This is a genomic window from Streptomyces sp. NBC_01381, assembly GCF_026340305.1.
Classification (GTDB): domain Bacteria; phylum Actinomycetota; class Actinomycetes; order Streptomycetales; family Streptomycetaceae; genus Streptomyces.
The window spans coordinates 786563-806464 of record NZ_JAPEPI010000001.1 but is presented as its reverse complement, the minus strand read 5'-3'; the positions used below and the strand labels follow the sequence as shown (position 1 = coordinate 806464).

General features: G+C 68.1%; 16 protein-coding genes. 9 read left to right on the top strand and 7 right to left on the bottom strand.

What is annotated here, in order from left to right:
* Nucleotides 1–80: 80 nt before the first annotated feature.
* The 4 genes from rplI to rpsF all read right to left on the bottom strand — a co-directional run bounded on the left by rplI (nucleotide 81) and on the right by rpsF (nucleotide 1825).
* Nucleotides 81–527, bottom strand: a complete 447-nt coding sequence (rplI, locus tag OG453_RS03860) for a 50S ribosomal protein L9 (RefSeq protein WP_266864498.1) — start codon at nucleotides 525–527, stop codon at nucleotides 81–83.
* Between the two features lie 18 nt (nucleotides 528–545).
* Nucleotides 546–782 (bottom strand): 30S ribosomal protein S18, encoded by a 237-nt coding sequence (gene rpsR, locus OG453_RS03855; RefSeq protein ID WP_003949403.1) that lies wholly within the window; start codon nucleotides 780–782, stop codon nucleotides 546–548.
* Nucleotides 783–839: 57 nt separating this feature from the next.
* The gene (locus OG453_RS03850; protein WP_266864496.1) at nucleotides 840–1454 is read right to left on the bottom strand and encodes a single-stranded DNA-binding protein; all 615 of its coding nucleotides are present in this window, start codon (nucleotides 1452–1454) and stop codon (nucleotides 840–842) included.
* 80 nt (nucleotides 1455–1534) lie between these two features.
* Nucleotides 1535–1825, bottom strand: a complete 291-nt coding sequence (gene rpsF, locus OG453_RS03845; protein ID WP_006604399.1) for a 30S ribosomal protein S6 — start codon at nucleotides 1823–1825, stop codon at nucleotides 1535–1537.
* Between the two features lie 276 nt (nucleotides 1826–2101).
* On the opposite strand from rpsF, the gene OG453_RS03840 reads away from it, so the two are divergent.
* The 3 genes from OG453_RS03840 (at nucleotide 2102) to OG453_RS03830 (ending at nucleotide 4814) form a co-directional block, all read left to right on the top strand.
* Nucleotides 2102–2413, top strand: a complete 312-nt coding sequence (locus tag OG453_RS03840; RefSeq protein ID WP_266864494.1) for a hypothetical protein — start codon at nucleotides 2102–2104, stop codon at nucleotides 2411–2413.
* A 145-nt stretch (nucleotides 2414–2558) separates the two neighbouring features.
* On the top strand, nucleotides 2559–3680 hold the full coding sequence (locus tag OG453_RS03835; RefSeq protein ID WP_266864493.1) for a peptidoglycan bridge formation glycyltransferase FemA/FemB family protein: 1122 nt from the start codon (nucleotides 2559–2561) through the stop codon (nucleotides 3678–3680).
* 102 nt (nucleotides 3681–3782) lie between these two features.
* Nucleotides 3783–4814 carry an alanine racemase gene (locus OG453_RS03830; protein WP_266864492.1) on the top strand — a complete coding sequence of 344 codons (1032 nt, stop codon included), beginning with the start codon at nucleotides 3783–3785 and terminating at the stop codon, nucleotides 4812–4814.
* Between the two features lie 90 nt (nucleotides 4815–4904).
* On the opposite strand, the gene OG453_RS03825 is transcribed toward OG453_RS03830, so the two are convergent.
* Together OG453_RS03825 and OG453_RS03820 are read right to left on the bottom strand one after the other, a co-directional pair.
* A complete protein-coding gene (locus OG453_RS03825) occupies nucleotides 4905–6452 on the bottom strand; it encodes a glycosyltransferase family 87 protein (RefSeq protein WP_266869697.1) in 1548 nt (515 codons plus the stop codon).
* 134 nt (nucleotides 6453–6586) lie between these two features.
* Nucleotides 6587–9337: a transglycosylase domain-containing protein gene (locus OG453_RS03820; protein WP_266864490.1), complete on the bottom strand. Its 2751-nt coding sequence runs from the start codon at nucleotides 9335–9337 to the stop codon at nucleotides 6587–6589.
* 374 nt (nucleotides 9338–9711) lie between these two features.
* On the opposite strand from OG453_RS03820, the gene OG453_RS03815 reads away from it, so the two are divergent.
* From OG453_RS03815 to OG453_RS03800, 4 genes are all read left to right on the top strand, one after another.
* Complete coding sequence (locus OG453_RS03815) at nucleotides 9712–10398, top strand: PadR family transcriptional regulator (RefSeq protein ID WP_266864488.1); 687 nt, start codon at nucleotides 9712–9714, stop codon at nucleotides 10396–10398.
* A 59-nt stretch (nucleotides 10399–10457) separates the two neighbouring features.
* Nucleotides 10458–11540: an inositol-3-phosphate synthase gene (locus tag OG453_RS03810; RefSeq protein WP_266864487.1), complete on the top strand. Its 1083-nt coding sequence runs from the start codon at nucleotides 10458–10460 to the stop codon at nucleotides 11538–11540.
* Between the two features lie 78 nt (nucleotides 11541–11618).
* Nucleotides 11619–12875 carry an MFS transporter gene (locus OG453_RS03805; protein WP_266864485.1) on the top strand — a complete coding sequence of 419 codons (1257 nt, stop codon included), beginning with the start codon at nucleotides 11619–11621 and terminating at the stop codon, nucleotides 12873–12875.
* 113 nt (nucleotides 12876–12988) lie between these two features.
* Nucleotides 12989–13453 (top strand): hypothetical protein, encoded by a 465-nt coding sequence (locus OG453_RS03800; protein WP_266864483.1) that lies wholly within the window; start codon nucleotides 12989–12991, stop codon nucleotides 13451–13453.
* Nucleotides 13454–13553: 100 nt separating this feature from the next.
* Here the strand turns inward: OG453_RS03800 and OG453_RS03795 are convergent, their stop codons facing one another.
* The gene (locus OG453_RS03795; RefSeq protein ID WP_266864481.1) at nucleotides 13554–14996 is read right to left on the bottom strand and encodes a CCA tRNA nucleotidyltransferase; all 1443 of its coding nucleotides are present in this window, start codon (nucleotides 14994–14996) and stop codon (nucleotides 13554–13556) included.
* A gap of 192 nt (nucleotides 14997–15188) precedes the next feature.
* Between OG453_RS03795 and OG453_RS03790 the strand changes: the two genes are divergently transcribed.
* On the top strand, nucleotides 15189–17558 hold the full coding sequence (locus OG453_RS03790) for a DUF6049 family protein (RefSeq protein WP_266869696.1): 2370 nt from the start codon (nucleotides 15189–15191) through the stop codon (nucleotides 17556–17558).
* Nucleotides 17559–17604: 46 nt separating this feature from the next.
* Nucleotides 17605–19869, top strand: coding sequence for a murein biosynthesis integral membrane protein MurJ (murJ, locus tag OG453_RS03785; RefSeq protein ID WP_266864479.1), 2265 nt, complete (start codon nucleotides 17605–17607; stop codon nucleotides 19867–19869).
* The last annotated feature ends 33 nt before the right edge of the window (nucleotides 19870–19902 follow it).

Sequence of the window (19902 nt, the reverse complement as noted above, 5' to 3'; positions counted from 1 at the left end):
CCGTTTCACGTGAAACATGTGGGGCCGCGCCCCGAAGGGTGCGGCCCCACATGTTCGTTCAACTCTGCCAAGCGCAGTGCTTAGGCGGAGACGACCTCGATGTTGACCTTGGCGGCAACCTCGGGGTGCAGACGCACGGACGTCGCGTGAGCGCCCAGCGTCTTGATCGGCGCGTTCAGCTCGACACGGCGCTTGTCGACCTTCGGACCACCGGCAGCCTCGATCGCCGAAGCGATGTCGGCCGGGGTGACGGAACCGAAGAGACGACCGGCGTCGCCGGAGCGAACGGCCAGACGGACCTTGACGCCCTCGAGCTGGGCCTTGACCTCGTTGGCCTGCTCGATGGTCGCGATCTCGTGGATCTTGCGCGCGCGACGGATCTGCGCGACGTCCTTCTCGCCACCCTTGGTCCAGCGGATCGCGAAGTTCCGCGGGATCAGGTAGTTACGGGCGTAGCCGTCCTTGACGTCTACGACCTCGCCGGCGGCACCGAGGCCAGTGACCTCGTGGGTGAGGATGATCTTCATTAGTCGGTCACCCTTCCCTTATCGCGCGGTGGACGTGTAGGGCAGCAGCGCCATCTCACGGCTGTTCTTCACGGCCGTGGCGACGTCACGCTGGTGCTGCGTGCAGTTGCCGGTCACGCGGCGGGCACGGATCTTGCCGCGGTCGGAAATGAACTTCCGCAGCATGTTCGTGTCCTTGTAGTCCACGTACGTGACCTTGTCCTTGCAGAATGCGCAGACCTTCTTCTTAGGCTTGCGCACAGGCGGCTTCGCCATGGTGTTTCTCCTGTGTGATCAAGAAGTGTGGGTACGGCCCACCCTTGGCCCTGAGGCCTAGAAGGGGGGCTCGTCCGAGTAGCCGCCGCCAGAGCCGCCGGAGCCGCCGGAGCCGCCGGAGCTTCCGCCCCAGCCACCGCCGCCGCCCTGCTGCTGGCCGCCGCCGGCCGGCGCACCGGTCGCCCAGGGGTCGTCGGCGGGAGCACCGCCGCCACCCTGCTGCTGACCGCCACCGGAGCCGCCGCCCCAGTTGCCGCCGCCCTGCTGGCCGCCGCCACCGCCGCCGTATCCACCCTGGCCGCCGCGACCGGTGGTCTTGGTGACCTTGGCCGTGGCGTTCTTCAGGCTGGCGCCGACTTCCTCGACGTCCAGCTCGTAGACCGTGCGCTTGACGCCCTCGCGGTCCTCGTAGGACCGCTGCTTCAACCGGCCCTGCACGACGACGCGCATGCCTCGCTGAAGCGACTCAGCGACGTTCTCCGCCGCCTGACGCCAGACCGAGCAGGTGAGGAAGAGGCTCTCGCCGTCCTTCCACTCATTGGTCTGACGGTCGAAGGTGCGGGGAGTGGACGCGACACGGAACTTCGCGACCGCCGCACCGGACGGGGTGAAGCGCAGCTCGGGGTCGTCGACAAGATTGCCGACGACCGTGATGACGGTCTCGCCTGCCATGGGGGAACCTCTCGGCGGGTTTGCTGCTGGCTGCTTTTGCTGCTGCTACTCGAAACCCGAGTGCCGCTGAGCTGGGAAGCTCAGTGGGTCTCGGGACGGAGGACCTTGGTCCGGAGGACCGACTCGTTCAGGTTCATCTGGCGGTCGAGCTCCTTGACGACCGCAGGCTCGGCCTGCAGGTCGATGACCGAGTAGATGCCCTCGGGCTTCTTCTTGATCTCGTACGAGAGACGACGACGGCCCCAGGTGTCGACCTTCTCAACCTTTCCGTTGCCCTCACGGACGACGGAGAGGAAGTTCTCGATCAGCGGGGAGACAGCGCGCTCCTCGAGATCGGGGTCGAGGATGACCATCACTTCGTAGTGACGCATGTGGAACCCACCTCCTTTGGACTCAGCGGCCACGGTCGTTCCGTGGCAGGAGGGTCGTGATGCGTACGCAACGGTATCGGCAGCCACTGACAATCGGGCTCCTCGATCGGAAGACCGAGCTGGAGCCCTGCCAGGAGCCTGGGCAGACACCGGTGCAGACGGTACAGAGTACCCGCACCATGGCTTCCGGTTGAAATCCGGCGCCCGACGGGCAGAATCTGTACACATCGGGTGTGTATGGCGCTACGATGCGCCGCCTTCCGCAGGAGGTGCCTCATGGCACAGGCATTGCGACCGAACACCGCCGGCTCTCTCTTCGCCACGGACGGCAAGGCCCATCCACTGCAGGACACGCTCCTCGGCGTGACCCTGGTCCTCGGTGCGATCGCCTTCGTCTCCGCGATGTTCCACAACCTCCACCTGCTCAGCTCCTGGGCCGGCCTGGTGGGAATCGCCACGGGCGCCTGGGGACAGTTCGTCTCCGAGACGACCCGTGAGCGCTTCGGCCTGATCGTCGGTCTCGGTGCGTCGGCGGTCGGATTCTTCCTGGGCATGGCCCACGGCGGCCTCTTCGGCGGGCTCTGGTGACCCGCCCTCGGCACCCCCGCCACACGTAGGCCGGGGGCCGAGTTCCGTACGCCCAGACGGGGCGCTCGCGGGGCACAGTAGGCTTCGGCGCGAGAGCCGGAGCCCCTGTACCCATGGGGACACACCAGCCCGAGGAGCGCCCCGAATGAGTCTGACCCTGAGGACCATCAGTCGCGAGCAGCATCTGGCGTACATCCAGAGCCTGCCGTCGGCAAGTCATTGCCAGGTCCCGGCATGGGCGGATGTGAAGAGTGAATGGCGTTCGGAGAACCTGGGCTGGTTCGACGACTCGACCGGCCAGCTCGTCGGCGCGGGCCTGGTGCTCTACCGCCAGCTGCCCAAGCTGAAGCGCTATCTCGCGTACCTCCCCGAGGGCCCGGTCATCAATTGGTACGCCCCGAATCTGGACGACTGGCTGCAGCCGATGCTGGCGCATCTGAAGCAGCAGGGCGCCTTCTCCGTGAAGATGGGCCCGCCGGTCGTCATCCGGCGCTGGGACGCTCCCGCGATCAAGTCGGGCATCCAGAACCCGGACGTGAAACGGCTGCGCGACGTCGAGGCCTCGCACATCGAGCCGCGTGCCTTCGAGGTCTCCGACCGGCTGCGCCGCATGGGCTGGCAGCAGGGCGAGGACGGCGGGGCCGGCTTCGGTGACGTACAGCCTCGCTACGTCTTCCAGGTGCCGCTGGCCAACCGCTCTCTGGACGAGGTCCTCAAGGGCTTCAACCAGCTGTGGCGGCGCAACATCAAGAAGGCCGAGAAGGCCGGTGTCGAGGTCGTCCAGGGCGGTTACGAGGACCTCGCCGAATGGCAGCGTCTTTACGAGATCACCGCGATCCGCGACAAGTTCCGTCCGCGGCCGCTGGGCTACTTCCAGCAGATGTGGCGGACCCTCAACTCCGAAGACCCCAACCGCATGCGGCTGTACTTCGCGCGGCACAACGGCGTGAATCTCTCCGCGGCGACGATGCTGGTCGTCGGCGGTCACGTCTGGTACTCCTACGGCGCCTCGGACAACATCGGCCGTGAGGTCAGGCCCTCGAACGCGATGCAGTGGCGGATGCTCCGCGACGCCTACGCGCTCGGCGCCACCGTCTATGACTTGCGGGGCATCTCCGACTCTCTGGACGAGACGGACCACCTCTTCGGACTGATTCAGTTCAAGGTGGGCACGGGTGGAGAAGCGGTCGAGTACATCGGCGAGTGGGACTTCCCGCTCAACAAGCTGCTTCACAAGGCGCTCGACATCTACATGTCGCGCCGCTGACCGCGCGGACCCGGCACAATTCACACAGCCACGAGCACTGCCACAAATAGTCTTCATACCTCTGATACACCGCAGCCACGAGAAAGGTTCCGGGATCCGGCCATGGCGCTCACGCTCTATGTCGACACCGCGCGCTGGCGGGCACACCACAAGCACGTGCTGGAGCAGTTCCCGGGCATCGTCCCGGTCTGCAAGGGCAACGGCTACGGCTTCGGCCACGAGCGCCTCGCGGAGGAAGCGACCCGCTTCGGCTCCGACGTCCTCGCCGTCGGCACCACGTACGAAGCCGCCCGGATCAAGGACTGGTTCAGCGGTGACCTGCTGGTCCTGACCCCGTTCCGGCGGGGCGAGGAGCCCGTGCCACTGCCCGACCGTGTCATCCGCTCCGTATCGTCCCTGGACGGCGTACACGGCCTCGTGGGCGCCCGCGTCGTCATCGAGGTCATGTCCTCGATGAAGCGGCACGGCGTGAGCGAGCAGGAGCTCTCGCAGCTGCACGCGGCCATCGAGGACGTACGGCTCGAAGGCTTCGCGATCCACCTGCCGCTGGACCGCACCGACGGCTCGGACGCCGTCGAGGAGGTCATCGGCTGGATGGACCGGCTGCGTGCGGCCCGCCTTCCGCTGCACACGATGTTCGTCAGCCATCTCAAGGCCAATGAACTCCAGCGCCTGCAGCAGCAGTTCCCGCAGACGCGCTTCCGCGCACGTATCGGCACGCATCTGTGGCTGGGGGATCACGAGGCCACCCAGTACCGCGGCGCCGTCCTGGACGTCACACAGGTGTCCAAGGGCGACCGCTTCGGCTACCGCCAGCAGAAGGTCGCGTCCGACGGCTGGCTGGTCGTGGTCGCGGGCGGCACCTCGCACGGCGTGGGGCTGGAGGCTCCGAAGGCGCTGCACGGCATGGTGCCGCGGGCGAAGGGCGTGGCCCGTGCGGGCCTCGCGACCGTCAACCGCAACCTGTCGCCGTTCGTCTGGGCCGGCAAGCAGCGCTGGTTCGCCGAGCCGCCGCACATGCAGGTCTCCATCCTCTTCGTGCCATCGGACGCGCAGGAGCCGAAGGTGGGCGAGGAGCTGGTGGCCCATCTGCGGCACACCACCACGCAGTTCGACCGCATCGTCGACCGCTGATCACGTGGCTGACTAGACGACGCTGAGCACACGGAGAAGGGCCGGGCGCGACCACATCGCGCCCGGCCCTTCTCGTACGTACCTGTTCGCTCAGGGTGAAATATCGGTCGTCGTCGACCCCCACCGCACGACGGGCCTTTCCGTTGAATGCACCGCGTGCCGGGGCGGATGGGCCGCCTGCCCAACGACGAAGACGTCCTGCGCACCGTCCAAGACGCCCCCGGACGGATCGTCGTCACCGGACCGCCGCACCGGGTCCCGCTCCGGCATGAGGATGTCCCGTACGACCATGGCGCACAGGTACAGGGTCCCCAACAGGTGGATCACGATGACCAGTTGGTAGCCCTCGGTCGGCAGTCCCTTGTGGGCGTCTCCGCTCGTCGTGTACGCGAGGTACAGCCAGATCCCCAGGAAGTACGCAACCTCGCAGGCCTGCCAGATCAGGAAGTCCCGCCAGCGCGGCCGGGCCAGCGCGGCGAGGGGGATCAGCCACAGGACGTACTGCGGCGAGTAGACCTTGTTGGTAAGGATGAACGCGGCGACCACCAGGAAGGCCAGCTGCGCGAAGCGCGGGCGGCGCGGCGCGGTCAGGCCGAGGGCTCCGATCCCCAGGCAGGCCAGGAGCATCAGGACGGTGGCGAGGGTGTTGACCGTGTCGGTGGACAGCGGGTCGTCCATGCGCTGGGAGAGGATCAGCCAGAAGGAGCCGAAGTCGACCCCTCGCTCCTGGCTGAAGGTGTAGAACTTCGCCCAGCCCTCGCGGATGTGGAAGCCCGAGGCATCGTGGTCGATCATCACCGGCAGGTTCACCACGAGCCAGGCACCCACCGCGGCGCCGGCCGTCATACAGAACGCCCGCCAGCGCCCCGCGCGCCAGCACAGGATGAGCAGTGGGCCGAGCAGCAGCGCCGGATAGAGCTTCGCGGCGGTCGCCAGGCCGAGCAGGATGCCCGCGGAGAGCATCCCCTTGCGTGCCCACATCAGCATCGCGGCGGCCGTGAGAGCGACGGCGAACAGGTCCCAGTTGATGGTGGCCGTCAGAGCGAAGGCGGGCGCCAGGGCGACGAGCAGGCCGTCCCAGGGGCGGCGCCGGTGGGTGCGGGCAACGCACACGGCGATGACCGCCGTGCAGGCCATCAGCATCCCGGCGTTGACCATCCAGTAGAACTTCTCCTGGTGCTGGATGCTGCCGCTGCCCGGTGTCAGCCAGGAGGCCACCTCCATGAACACACCGGTCAGCACCGGGTACTCGAGGTACTCCATGTCGCCGGGCAGCTTGTCGAAGTAGGGCACGAGCCCGTCGGCGAAGCCGCGCCCTTGGTAGAGATGAGGGATGTCGGAGTAGCAGGCGTGCGTGTACTGCGAGCTCGCGCCCTGGAACCAGGCGCCGTCGTAGCACGGCATCTTCTGCACCATGCCGAGCGCGAACATCCCGATGGCCACGAGCGCGATGACACGTACGGGAGTCCACCAGGTGGCCGCGTACAGCACTCTGCGGCCGATGGGCCCGCCGATCAGCTCGCTGCCGGCCGCCGCGACCTCATCCTCCTTGGTCGGCCGTACGGGCTCCGGCTGCCGCCCGCTCGAGGGCTGGTGCACGCTCGTGCGCGTCGTTTCTGCACTGGGCATGCCGCACATCCTGCCGTACGCGCCTGAGAACACGGAGAGGGCCGCCACACCGTACGGGTGTGGCGGCCCTCTTCATGATCGACTGTGCGTGTTTCACGTGAAACGGTGTGTTTCACGTGAAACATGCACGCGGGGTGCCTCGGTCAGCCGGTCGGGCCTCCGAAGATGCCTCCGTTGCCGTTGCCGTTGCCGTTGCTTCCTCCACCGCCGGTTGGATCCTCTGTGGTCGGTGGTGACGGTTCGCCGGTGCTCCCATCGGTGGTCCCGCCGTCCGCGGCGCCGCCGTTGTTGCTGCACTCCCAGTCCCAGTCGGCACAGGACTCACCGGGATCGGGGCTGCCCGACGGACTCTCGGACGGTCCGGTGTCCGTGGGGGTCGGCGACGGCGACTCCTCCGGCTCCTCGGTCTCCGTAGGAGTCGGGCTCGGCGGCGGCGTCTCGCCGACGACCTCACCGATGGGCTCCGGCACGGGGAAGTTCTTCACGGACTCACCCTTGAGGGCCTGCTCCATGTAGTCCTTCCAGATCTGCGCGGGGAACGAGGCACCGTGGATCTTCTCCTCGCCACCCGTGCCGAACATCTCCAGGAACTCGCGCTTCTTGTTCCCCTCGTTGTCGTCGAGGCGGTACATGCTGATCGCCGTCGACAGCTGCGGGGTGTAGCCGACGAACCAGGCAGACTTGTTGCCGTCGGTCGTACCGGTCTTGCCCGCCACCTGGCGGCCACTCAGCTGAGCCGAGGTACCGGTGCCCTTCTCGACGACGGTCCTGAGCACGTCGGTGACGTTGTTGGCGACGTCCGGGTCGAAGGCCCGCTTGGTCTGCGACTCGTGCTCGAAGACGGTGTTGCCCTTGTGCTCGACTTCCTTGACCGAGTACGGCTCGTTCTGCTTGCCGCGGGAAGCGAACGTGGAGTACGCGCCGGCCATGCGGATCGCGCTCGGAGAGGACGTACCGAGAGAGAAGGACGGGTAATTGGCGCTGGCCAGGCTGTTCTCCTTGAGGCCGGAGGCGATGGCCGCCTCCTTCACCTTGTCCAGGCCGACGTCCATGCCGAGTTGCACATAGGCCGAGTTGACGGACTCCCGCATCGCCTCGCGCAGGTCGATCTGGTAGCTCGGGGCGTTGTAGGACGCGTCACCGTCGTTGGTCTGCAGCCACTCCTTGCCCTCTCGGTCTGTCCAGACCTCGCCGTTGTACTTCTCGATCTTGAGCTTGTTCTTGCCGCTGTAGAGGCTCTTGGGGTTGACGATCGTGCGCTGGGTCGCGTCCTGGATCTCCGGCCCGCCCTTGGCGCGCCTACCGTCCTTGAAGGCGGCGGCCAGCACGAAGGGCTTGAACGTCGATCCGACCTGCGCACCGGTCTGGTCCGCGTTGTTGGTGAAGTGCTTGGTCGCGTCCTCACCGCCGTAGATCGCCTCGATCGCGCCGTCCTTCGGGTTCACCGAGGCGCCACCGAACTGGACGTGGGTGTCCTTCTCCGGACGCAGCTTGGGCTTGATCTTCGCCTTGCGGACCTTCTCCACGGACTTCTCGAGCTCCTTGACCTTCGTCCTGTCGAAGGTCGTGTGGATCTCGTAGCCGCCCTGCTGGAGGTCATTGGCGGTGATCTTGCCGTCGCTGTTGTTGATCACGTACGCCTTGGCCAGGTCGACCAGGTAACCGATCTGACCGCCCAGCTGGGCGTTGGACCGCGGGTTCTGCAGCTTGGGGAACTCCGTGTACTTGCCTCGCTCCGCAGCGGTCAGGTGGCCGTCCTTGACCTCTTCGTCAAGGATCCAGCTCCACCGCTTCGTGGCCCGTGCCAGGTTCGCGTCGCGCGTGGCGGTCGGGTCGACCTCGGGGGAGCCGGCGGGGTCGTAGTACGTGGCGCCCTTGAGCACCGTTGCGAGGAGCGCGCACTGGCTGGGGTTCAGCTCGCTGGCGTCCAGGTTGAAGTAGGCGTGGGCCGCGGCCTGGATGCCGTAGGCACCGCGGCCGTAGTAGGCGGTGTTGAGATACCCCGCCATGATGTTCTCTTTGGATTCCGTCCGGCCGACCTTTATGGAGATGAAGAGCTCTTTGAACTTACGCGTGACCGTCTGCGACTGGTCATTGAGGCGCGCGTTCTTCACGTACTGCTGAGTGATCGTGGAGCCACCCTGCGTATCTCCACCCTTGGCCATGTTGACCAGAGCGCGGGTGATGCCCATGGGGTCGATGCCCTTGTCGCTCTCGAACGACTTGTTCTCGGCCGAGATGACGGCGGTCCGCATCGCCTTGGGGATCTTCTCGTAGTCGATGATCTGGCGGTTCGTCTCACCACCGGTCGCGACCATCTGCTTGCCGTCGGCCCAGTAGTAGACGTTGTTCTGTGCCTTGGCGGCCTCGTCGACCTTCGGCACCTCCACCAAGGCGTAGGCGATTCCGGCGACCGCCATCAGGCTGCCGAGGAAGCCGACGAACAGGCCGGTGACAAGACGCCAGGACGGGACCCAGCGCCGCACACCTTGCTTGTTCGCGCGCGGGTAGTCGACGAACCGCTTCTTGGCCGGTCCCTGACCGCCGCGGCCCCTGCCGCGACCCGGCCCGGCCGGCCCGCCGGGCCCACCACGCCGGCCTCCGCCACCACCGCCCGAGCGGCCGGCACCGGACCCGTCGGCCGCCCTGCGGCGGCCGCCGCCCGTGCCGACGGCACCGCTGCGCTGCGCCGCGCGACGGGCCTCTGCCCGGCCGCCGTAGGAACGGTCCCCGTCGGGGGCACCCGATCCGTACGAGCCGGTTGAGGAAGTGGGCGATCCAGAGGCGCCACGCGGTGCCGCGCGGCGGCCCGACGAATCGCCGGAGACGCCGCGTCTGGTCGCGGCGCGTCCGCCGCCCTGCGGCTGCGGCGGTTTGCGACGGTGCTCGCTCATCGAACGATTACTCCTCGGGCAGGCGCAGGTATCCGCGCCTGGAAACGGCGGCTGGTTTCCGGTCCCCCCGAAGTACGGATGCGCCCATCCCGGCGCTCATCCGCACTACACCAGGGACGACGACGCCCTCTGGCGTCACTTGGTTCCCGGCGGTCTGCATGGCGCACAGACTACGCACCGTCAAAACCCTCGTAGAGCCGAAGTTCACCCCAAATCAGGCAAGTTACTTCCTACGAATCGGTGATGTGACGCCGTTCACCGTTTCCCCTCTTGCCCCGTGAGGAGGGCCGTTCTATCGTCTCGATGTATCGAGTCGATACATCAGCTCGGCATAAAGACCGTGCAGACAGACGCTGGCAGACGGGAGGCGACACATGAGCAGACGCTCCGGCATCCTCGAGTTCGCCGTGCTCGGCCTGCTGCGCGAGTCCCCGATGCACGGCTATGAGCTGCGCAAACGACTCAACACGTCACTGGGAGTGTTCCGCGCCTTCAGCTACGGGACGCTCTACCCCTGCCTCAAGACGCTGGTCGCCAACGGCTGGTTGATCGAGGAAACGGGGAGCACCCCCGAAGACGCTCTCGCGGCTCCCCTCTCCGGGCGCCGCGCCAAGATCGTCTATCGGCTGACGGCGGAAGGTAAGGAGCACTTCGAGGAGCTGCTCTCGCAGACCGGCCCCGACGCGTACGAGGACGAGCACTTCGCCGCCCGCTTCGCCTTCTTCGGGCAGACCTCGCGGGACGTACGCATGCGGGTGCTCGAGGGGCGTCGCAGCCGCCTCGAGGAGCGTCTGGAGAAGATGAGCGCCTCCCTGGCCCGCACCCGGGAGCGCCTGGACGATTACACGCTTGAGCTGCAGCGGCACGGAATGGAGTCCGTGGAGCGCGAAGTGCGCTGGCTGAACGAGCTCATCGAGAGCGAGCGGGCGGGGCGGGACCAGCAGCGGTCCACCCCGGACGGCTCTGCTCGGCAAGACAGCACATCTGGGGAGTCGGGCGGCCTGCCCCGGCGGCGGGACGTGAACCCGCCGCCGGATCCGTCCGATGACACCGCCAAGTGAGACCCCGCGTTCCGCAGGGTTTCATCCGGAATACACAGATCACACAGGGAGCAACCGGAATGGGTTCGGTTCGCGTAGCCATCGTCGGCGTGGGCAACTGCGCCGCCTCGCTGGTCCAGGGCGTCGAGTACTACAAGGACGCAGACCCGGACGCCAAGGTCCCGGGCCTGATGCACGTCCAGTTCGGCGACTACCACGTCGGCGATGTCGAGTTCGTCGCCGCCTTCGATGTGGACGCCAAGAAGGTCGGCCTCGACCTCTCGGACGCCATCGGCGCCAGCGAGAACAACACCATCAAGATCTGCGACGTGCCGAACAAGGGCGTCACCGTCCAGCGCGGCCACACCTACGACGGCCTGGGCCTGTACTACCGCCAGACCATCGAGGAGTCCGCCGAGGCCCCGGTCGACATCGTCCAGATCCTCAAGGACAAGCAGGTCGACGTCCTCGTCTGCTACCTGCCCGTGGGTTCCGAGGACGCTGCGAAGTTCTACGCGCAGTGCGCCATCGACGCCAAGGTCGCCTTCGTCAACGCCCTCCCGGTCTTCATCGCCGGCACCAAGGAGTGGGCCGACAAGTTCACCGAGGCGGGCGTCCCGATCGTCGGCGACGACATCAAGTCGCAGGTCGGCGCTACCATCACGCACCGTGTGATGGCGAAGCTGTTCGAGGACCGCGGTGTCCGTCTTGAGCGCACCATGCAGCTCAACGTCGGCGGCAACATGGACTTCAAGAACATGCTCGAGCGCGACCGTCTCGAGTCCAAGAAGATCTCGAAGACGCAGGCCGTCACCTCGCAGATCCCGGACCGCGAGATGGGCGAGAAGAACGTCCACATCGGCCCGTCGGACTACGTGGCGTGGCTGGACGACCGCAAGTGGGCGTACGTCCGCCTCGAGGGCCGTGCCTTCGGCGACGTCCCGCTGAACCTGGAGTACAAGCTCGAGGTCTGGGACTCCCCGAACTCGGCGGGTGTCATCATCGACGCCCTGCGCGCCGCGAAGATCGCCAAGGACCGCGGCATCGGCGGCCCGATCCTCTCCGCGTCCTCGTACTTCATGAAGTCCCCGCCGGTGCAGTACTTCGACGACGAGGCGTACGACAACGTCGAGAAGTTCATCAAGGGCGAGGTCGAGCGCTAAAGCTCAGCTGTCGCACTTGTGTTGAGGGTCCCCGGGCAATCCGCCCGGGGACCCTCCTCGTATGTGAGGCTGTGCCCCATGGCTGTCGTCGGTGACCTGCGCATACTGCTGCGCCTGCGGGATTTCCGACGCCTGCTCGCCGTGCGGCTGATCTCCCAGGGCGCGGACGGCGTCTATCAGGTGGCGCTCGCCACGTACGTCGTCTTCTCGCCGGAGAAGCAGACCTCGCCGGCCGCGATCGCCTCCGCGATGGCCGTGCTGCTCCTGCCGTACTCAGTGATCGGCCCCTTCGCGGGCGTGCTCCTCGACCGCTGGCCGCGCCGCCAGGTCTTCCTGTACGGCAATCTGCTGCGGGCGGCGCTGGCCTCGGTGACCGCGGTGCTGATGCTGAGCGGCGTGCCGGACTGGCTGTTCTACGCCTCCGCGCTCTGCGTCACGGCCGTCAACCGGTTCGTCCTCGCCGGGCTCTCGGCGGCGCTGCCGCGCGTGGTCGACGCCGATCGGCTTGTCATGGCCAACTCCCTCTCGCCGACGGCCGGGACGCTCGCCGCCACCGCGGGCGGCGGCCTCGCGTTCGCCGTACGCCTGGTCGTCTCCGACTCGGACGCGGCCGTCGTCCTGCTCGGGGCGGTCCTGTATCTCTGCGCGGCTCTCGCCTCGCTGCGCATGGCGCGAGAACTCCTCGGCCCGGACCCGGAGCTGGTCCAGCCACGCCTCGGCGCGGCGCTCTCCGGTACGGCGCGGGATCTGCTGGCCGGCGTGCGGCATCTGTCGCAGCGGCGCCCCGCCGCCCGCGCGCTGCTCGCCATGACCCTCATGAGGTTCTGCTACGGCGCCCTGTCCGTCATGGTCCTCATGCTCTGCCGATACGCCTGGTCGTCCACGGAGTCCGACGGGCTCGCCCTCCTTGGCCTCGCCGTGGCGATCTCGGGGGCGGGCTTCTTCATGGCGGCGGTGGTGACGCCCGCCGCGGTGAACCGGCTTGGCCCCGGCGGCTGGATCGCCGCCTGCGCCGGGGCGGCGGCGGTCCTGGAGCCGGCACTCGGCCTGCCCTTCGAGGCCGTCCCCCTGCTCATCGCCGCGTTCCTCCTGGGCCTGACGACCCAGGGGGCAAAGATCGCCACGGACACGGTGGTGCAGTCCGAGGTGGACGACGGCTTCCGTGGCCGGATCTTCTCCATCTACGACGTCCTGTTCAACGTCGCGTTCGTCGCCGCGGCAGGAGTGGCGGCCCTGATACTGCCGCCTGACGGTCGATCGGCTCCGCTGGTGGTCACGGTCGCCGTTATCTACGCAGCAATTGCTGCCGCTATGGCCAGATTTGACGCGCAGTAAGTGTCACATCAGTGCCACAGAGCCCCTCTGGACTTCAGAGATCCCACTGCGCCCCTATAACTTACGGACGTCGTATCCGCGCCATCGCGCTCTCGTTCGAGGGGGACCCCCAAGTGACTACTCCGCCCCAGGGCCAGAATCCGTACGGCCAGGGCGTGCAGCCGCACCCCGGTCAGCCGGGCCAGCCCGGCGTTCCGCAGCAGCCCTACCCGCCGTACAACCAGGGGGCGCCGGTTCCGCCTCCGGCCGCACCGAGTGGCGGTCGCGGCAAGAAGCTCCTGCTGCGCATCGGTGGCTTCGTCGTTCTCGCGATCATCATCGCTGTCGTCAAGTTCCAGTTGGGCAAGAGCGACGCTGAGACCACTGCCGTCGGTGACTGCCTGAAGAACACCGGCACGCAGTCGCAGCCCGAGATGAAGGACACCGACTGCTCCTCGAGCGACGCCGAGTTCGAGGTCATCGAGAAGTTCGATGACACGAGCAGCACCAGCAAGTGCGAAGCGGTCAAGGGGACCGAGGTCGCCTACTACCAGACCGGCGGCAGCCACGACGTGGTGCTCTGCCTGAAGAACAAGTAACGGCATCTGCGAAGGGGCACTGTTTCACGTGAAACAGTGCCCCTTCGCGTGTCCGGACCCGGCGCGATGTTTCACGTGAAACATCGCGCCGAACCCCACCTCACTCCTGCGCGGCCCACCACTCCTTGAGCGCCGCGACCGCCGCGTCCCGCTCCATCGGCCCGTTCTCGAGGCGCAGCTCCAGCAGGAACTTGTAGGCCTGGCCGATGACGGGCCCCGGGCGTACGTCCAGGATCTGCATGATCTCGTTGCCGTCCAGGTCGGGGCGGATCGAGTCCAGCTCCTCCTGTTCCTGGAGGCGGGCGATGCGCTCCTCCAGGCCGTCGTACGCGCGCGACAGCGCACTCGCCTTGCGCTTGTTGCGCGTCGTGCAGTCGGACCGGGTCAGCTTGTGCAGTCGGCTCAGGAGCGGGCCCGCGTCGCGTACATAGCGGCGTACCGCCGAGTCCGTCCATTCGCCCGTGCCGTAGCCGTGGAAGCGCAGGTGCAGCTCCACCAGGCGGGAGACGTCCTTCACGAGCTCGTTCGAGTACTTGAGCTCCGTCATCCGCTTCTTGGTCATCTTGGCGCCCACCACCTCGTGGTGGTGGAAGGAGACTCGGCCGTCGTCCTCGAAGCGCCGCGTCCGCGGCTTCCCGATGTCATGCAGAAGGGCCGCGAGCCGCAGCGTCAGGTCCGGCCCTTCCTCCTCCAGTGCCATCGCCTGTTCAAGGACGATCAGCGAGTGGTCGTAGACGTCCTTGTGCCGGTGGTGCTCGTCACGTTCGAGACGCAGCGCCGGGAGCTCGGGGAGAACGTGCTCGGCGATGCCTGTGTCGACAAGTAGAGCCAGTCCCTTTGCCGGGTACGGCGAGAGGAGCAGCTTGTTCAGTTCGTCACGTACGCGCTCGGCGGAGACGATCTCGATCCGCTCGGCCATCGCCTTCATCGCGGCGACGACCTCCGGAGCCACCTCGAAGTCCAGCTGCGCGGCGAACCGCGCCGCCCGCATCATCCGCAGCGGATCGTCGGAGAAGGAGTCCTCCGGGGTGCCAGGGGTACGCAGGACGCGCTCCGACAGGTCCTCGAGACCGCCGTGCGGGTCGATGAACTCCTTCTCAGGGAGCGCCACCGCCATCGCGTTCACGGTGAAGTCACGGCGTACGAGGTCTTCCTCGATGGAGTCGCCGTAGGACACCTCGGGCTTGCGCGAGGTCCTGTCGTACGCCTCGGAGCGGTACGTGGTGACCTCGATCTGGTAGCCGTCCTTCTGGCTGCCGACAGTGCCGAAGGCGATCCCCACCTCCCACACCGAATCCGCCCACGGCCTGACGATCTTCAGTACGTCCTCGGGGCGGGCATCGGTCGTGAAGTCCAGGTCGTTGCCGAGCCGGCCAAGGAGCGCGTCTCTCACCGAGCCGCCGACCAGGGCAAGGGAGAACCCGGCCTCCTGGAAACGGCGGGCAAGGTCGTCCGCGACAGGGGACACGCGCAGTAGTTCACTGACCGCGCGGCGCTGCACCTGGCTCAGGGCGATGGGATTCTCTTCATTGGCGTTCGGCACAACAGAAAAGGGTACGTGGCCCGCGCACCCCCGGCCGCCCGGTTTTCCGGGCCGCTCCGGCCCCGCGCGCCCCTCCCCGGCCAGGTCTTCCGATCATGTGGAGCAGTCCGCGGCACTTCGCCACAGCGCACCTCGTTACCATGCGTGGACGCACAACCGACGACCACTGACGACGACGAGGACGGGCAACGCGTGGCCGAGGCGGCAGACATCCCGGGGACCAGTCCCTCACCTGCTCGCCGGTGGCTGCGGCGCACGGCAGCGCTGCTGGCTGGGGCCCCTTTGCTGACCGGTGTGCTGCAGCTTCCTGCGGCGCCGGTCGCGGATGCCGCCGTGCCCGGCGCGGCGGCCAAGGCCACCGGTTCCAGCACCGTCGACGTCTCGCTGAACTCGCTGACCCCCACCGCCCCGACGGAAGACGACACCGTCACCGTCTCCGGCACGGTCACCAACAACGGCAAGCAGACGGTGACCGGAGCCGAGGTCGGCCTGCGCCTCGGTCCTGCCCTGACCGGCCGGAGCCAGATCGACGCGGCCGCCAAGCGCACCGGCTACCAGCCGGGGGCCGACGGAGCCGAGGTCGGCGGCAAGTACGTCGAGAAGGTCTCCAAGCTGGCGCCTGGCGTCCGCACGGACTTCAGCATCTCCGTGCCGGTCAAGGCGCTGGACCTCGGCATCGACGGCGTCTACCAGCTCGGTGTCTCCCTCACCGGCCGGACATCGGCCCAGCCGTGGTCCCAGGTGCTCGGCTTCGAGCGGACCTTCCTGCCGTGGCAGGCGGAGGACGCCGACACGAAGACGAAGACGACGTATCTGTGGCCGCTCATCTCCACCTCGCACCTCACGGCGGAGACCGGCTCGGACGAGCAGCAGACGCCCGTGTTCACCGACGACGACCTGGCCAAGGAGATCGCCCCGGGCGGCCGCCTCGACCTGATGCTGTCGCTGGGCCGCAAGCTCGACGTCACCTGGGTCGTCGACCCCGATCTGCTGGCCTCGGTCGACGCGATGACCCGGAGCTACCGGGTGCGGACCGCCGACGGCAGGTCGACCACCGCGGGCAGGAACCAGGCAGTCGCCAAGCAGTGGCTGAACGACCTCGAGCAGACCGTGCAGGACGGGAAGGTCGTCGCGCTGCCCTTCGCCGACCCCGACCTCGCCTCGCTCGCCCACAACGGCAAGGCGGTCAGCGGGTCCCTCGGCCAGCTCAAGGGCGCCACCGACGTGGGCGCCGAGGCCGTGGAGACGATCCTCCACGTCAAGCCGCGGTCGGACTTCGCGTGGCCGGTGAACGGCGCCCTCGACCCGTCGATCGTCGACGTCTCCACCTCCGCCGGCGCCCACACGGTGATCGCCCGCAGCGACAGTCTGCGCGAGACCGGCGGGCTGCCGTACACGCCCAACGCCGCACGGCCCATCGGCGGCGGTACGACCGCCGTGGTGGCCGACGCCGGGCTCTCCACCGCCTTCCAGGGCGACATGACGGGGGCCGAGAACTCCACGCTCGCCGTGCAGGAGTTCCTCGCCCAGAGCCTGATGGTCACCCTGCAGGACCCGGACAAGCAGCGGAGCATCGTCGTCGCCCCGCAGCGCATGCCGACCGCCAGCCAGGCCCAGTCGATGGCGAAGGCGCTCACCGCCCTCTCCGACGAGCGCTGGTCGGAGCCACAGGACCTGACGGCTGCGGCGAAGGCCAAGCCGGACCCGGCGGCCACGACCAGGGTGCCGTCGGCCGGCTCCTACCCGGCGTCGCTGCGCAAGCAGGAGCTGCCGAGGTCGGCCTTCCAGGACATCCAGAACACCCAGAACAACCTCGACCGCTTCAAGACGATCCTCAGCGAGCCCGACCGCGTCATCACTCCCTTCGGGCGGGCCATAGACCGCGAGATGTCCACGTCGTGGCGTGGCCGGGCCGCAGAGGCTGACGGGTTCCGCCGGGGCGTGCAGAACTACCTGACGACGCTCACCCAGCAGGTGCGGCTGATCCAGAAGTCCGACGCGAAGCTCTCGGGCCGCAGCGCGACGATCCCAGTGACGGTCCAGAACAACCTGGTCCAGGGCGTCGACCACATGGTGCTGCGCCTCACGTCGGAGAACCCGACGCGACTGAAGATCGACGGCGAGGCCTACTCGGAACGGCCGGTCAAGATCGCGGGCGGCCACGCCCAGTCGGTGAAGTTCACCACGACCGCCAACGCCAACGGCCCGGTCCCGGTCTACGCCCAGCTCTACACCGAGGACGGTCAGCCGTACGGCAAAGTGGTCCGCTTCGACGTGAACGTCACCGAGATCACCCTCACCGTGATGCTCGTCATCGCGGGTGGCGTCCTGCTCCTGGTGCTCGCCGGGTTCCGGATGTACACCCAGCGCAAGCGCGCCGCCCGGAAGCAGGCCGAGGAGGCCGCGGCCGACGGCTCCGACCACGGACCCGACGACGGCCCGGACGGCGAGTCCGGCGCCGAGACCGGGGACGACGACCCCGAGCAGCCGAGTGACCCGACACCGGACACCGCTCCGGAAAGCACCGACCCGTCGGACACGGGTGAGAGAGTGGACCGTTGAGCGATGTCGTGGCCGGTGGGCCCGGGGACGATGAGGTGGGGTATCCATGAACGCGCCGTACGACGGTGACCGTGGCCAGGGCGCGGGCGGTTCGGGCCCCCCTGAGAACGGGCAGATGCCACCGCAGCCTGCCCCGGACGTGTACCTCCAGGACGCCTATGACCAGGACCCCTACCGCGCGCAGGACCTCAGCGCCCAGGACCCGGTGACCGAGGCGCTGTACGACCGCGCCGCGCACCCCCCGCCGCCCCCCGGCTACTACCAGGACCCGCAGCCGCTCTACGCCCAGCCGCCATCCCCGCAGCACGCGCCGGACCCCCGCGTGTGGGCCCAGACCCCGGCTCCCGAGCCGGACGGTCCGACCCGGCACCTTCCGTACGGCGACGATGCCCGTACGACCCAGTTCGTGGGCGTCGACGACCTGGTCACGCAGGCCGGCGAGGAGCACCACGAGCCGGACGCCTTCGCCCACCTCTTCCGCGACCAGCAGCCGGGCGGCTACCACGAACCGCAGGGCGCCGCCTACCAGCAGCCCGGCGGCTACCCCCAGGGCAACCAGGACGGCTACCAGCAGGGCAACGGCCACCAGCAGCCCGGTGGCTACCACCCGCCCGAGCCGCCGGGCGTCCCCGCCCCTGCGGCCCCGGCTCCAGCGCCCGCCCCGAAGTCGAGCGGCGGCGGCCGCGCGGCGAGCCTGCTGAAGTCCAGTGCGGTGATGGCCGCGGGCACCCTCGTCTCGCGTCTCACCGGCTTCATCCGTTCCGCCCTGATCGTCTCGGCGCTCGGCGTCGGGCTGCTCGGTGACACCTTCCAGGTCGTCTACCAGATCCCGACGATGATCTACATCCTCACTGTCGGCGGCGGCCTCAACTCCGTGTTCGTACCGCAGCTGGTGCGTTCCATGAAGACGGACGACGACGGCGGCGAGGCGTACGCCAACCGCCTACTGACCCTCGTCATGGTGGCGCTCGGCGTCCTCACCGTCCTGGGCATCGTGCTGGCTCCGCAGCTGGTGCGGGTGATGTCCGTGCCGGTCGCGAACGACCCGGCGGCCACCGAGGTCGGTACAACGCTGCTGCGCTACTTCCTGCCCTCGATCTTCTTCATGGGCATCCATGTGGTGATGGGCCAGATCCTCAACGCGCGCGGCAAGTTCGGCGCGATGATGTGGACGCCGGTCCTCAACAACATCGTCATCATCGCCACGCTCGGCATGTTCATCTGGGTCTACGGATCGTCGGCGTCGTCCGGCATGACCGTGACCAGCATCCCGCCGGAGGCTGAACGGCTCCTCGGCGTCGGTGTCCTGCTCGGTCTCGTCGTCCAGGCCCTGGCGATGATCCCCTACCTGCGCGAGACCGGATTCAAGCTGCGTCCGCGCTTCGACTGGAAGGGCCACGGCCTGGGCAAGGCCGCCAAGCTGGCCAAGTGGACGATCCTGTTCGTGCTCGCCAACCAGGCGGGCGCCCTCGTCGTCACCCAGCTGGCCACCGCCGCCACCGTCGACCTGCCGTCGACGAGCGGCATCGGCTTCGCCGCCTACGCCAACGCCCAGCTCATCTGGGGACTCCCGCAGGCGATCATCACGGTCTCCCTGATGGCGGCCCTGCTGCCCCGCCTGTCCCGCTCGGCACAGGACGGTGACACCGGCTCCGTCCGCGACGACGTCTCGCAGGGCCTGCGCACGACAGCGGTCGCGATCGTGCCCGTCGCCTTCGGATTCGTCGCACTCGGCATCCCGATGTGCACGCTGATCTTCGGCTCCTCGGGCAGTGCCCAGGCCACGAACATGGGCTACATGCTGATGGCCTTCGGCCTCGGCCTGATCCCCTATTCCGTGCAATACGTAGTGCTGCGTGCGTTCTACGCCTACGAGGACACGCGGACGCCCTTCTACAACACGGTCATCGTCGCCGCCGTGAACGCCGCCGCCTCCACGGCCTGCTACTTCCTGCTGCCCACCCGCTGGGCCGTGACGGGCATGGCCGCCATCTACGGCCTCGCCTACGCCATCGGCGTGGGCGTCGCCTGGCAACGGCTGCGGAAGCGTCTCGGCGGCGACCTGGACGGCGCCCACGTCCTGCGTACGTACGCCCGTCTCGGCATCGCCTCGCTGCCCGGAGCGCTGCTCGGCGGCGCCGCCGCGTACGCGGTCACTCAGGGGCTCGGTCAGGGCGTCCTCGGCTCGCTGGCGGCGCTGATCGTGGGCGGTGCGGTGCTGCTCGGCGTCTTCTTCATCGCCGCGAAGCGCATGCGGATCGCGGAGCTCAACTCCATGGTCGGGATGGTGCGCGGCCGCCTCGGACGGTGAGTTCGAGGGGTCCGCACAACCATCACCGGCCAC

Bases quoted from the DNA above. Each gene is read 5' to 3' on its own strand.
- rpsF (WP_006604399.1), bottom strand. From the start codon at position 1,825: ATGCGTCACTACGAAGTGATGGTCATCCTCGACCCCGATCTCGAGGAG.
- rpsR (WP_003949403.1), bottom strand. From the start codon at position 782: ATGGCGAAGCCGCCTGTGCGCAAGCCTAAGAAGAAGGTCTGCGCATTC.
- OG453_RS03825 (WP_266869697.1), bottom strand. From the start codon at position 6,452: ATGTGCGGCATGCCCAGTGCAGAAACGACGCGCACGAGCGTGCACCAG.
- OG453_RS03830 (WP_266864492.1), top strand. From the start codon at position 3,783: ATGGCGCTCACGCTCTATGTCGACACCGCGCGCTGGCGGGCACACCAC.
- OG453_RS03805 (WP_266864485.1), top strand. From the start codon at position 11,619: ATGGCTGTCGTCGGTGACCTGCGCATACTGCTGCGCCTGCGGGATTTC.
- OG453_RS03835 (WP_266864493.1), top strand. From the start codon at position 2,559: ATGAGTCTGACCCTGAGGACCATCAGTCGCGAGCAGCATCTGGCGTAC.
- OG453_RS03810 (WP_266864487.1), top strand. From the start codon at position 10,458: ATGGGTTCGGTTCGCGTAGCCATCGTCGGCGTGGGCAACTGCGCCGCC.
- OG453_RS03820 (WP_266864490.1), bottom strand. From the start codon at position 9,337: ATGAGCGAGCACCGTCGCAAACCGCCGCAGCCGCAGGGCGGCGGACGC.
- OG453_RS03840 (WP_266864494.1), top strand. From the start codon at position 2,102: ATGGCACAGGCATTGCGACCGAACACCGCCGGCTCTCTCTTCGCCACG.
- OG453_RS03850 (WP_266864496.1), bottom strand. From the start codon at position 1,454: ATGGCAGGCGAGACCGTCATCACGGTCGTCGGCAATCTTGTCGACGAC.
- OG453_RS03815 (WP_266864488.1), top strand. From the start codon at position 9,712: ATGAGCAGACGCTCCGGCATCCTCGAGTTCGCCGTGCTCGGCCTGCTG.
- murJ (WP_266864479.1), top strand. From the start codon at position 17,605: ATGAACGCGCCGTACGACGGTGACCGTGGCCAGGGCGCGGGCGGTTCG.
- rplI (WP_266864498.1), bottom strand. From the start codon at position 527: ATGAAGATCATCCTCACCCACGAGGTCACTGGCCTCGGTGCCGCCGGC.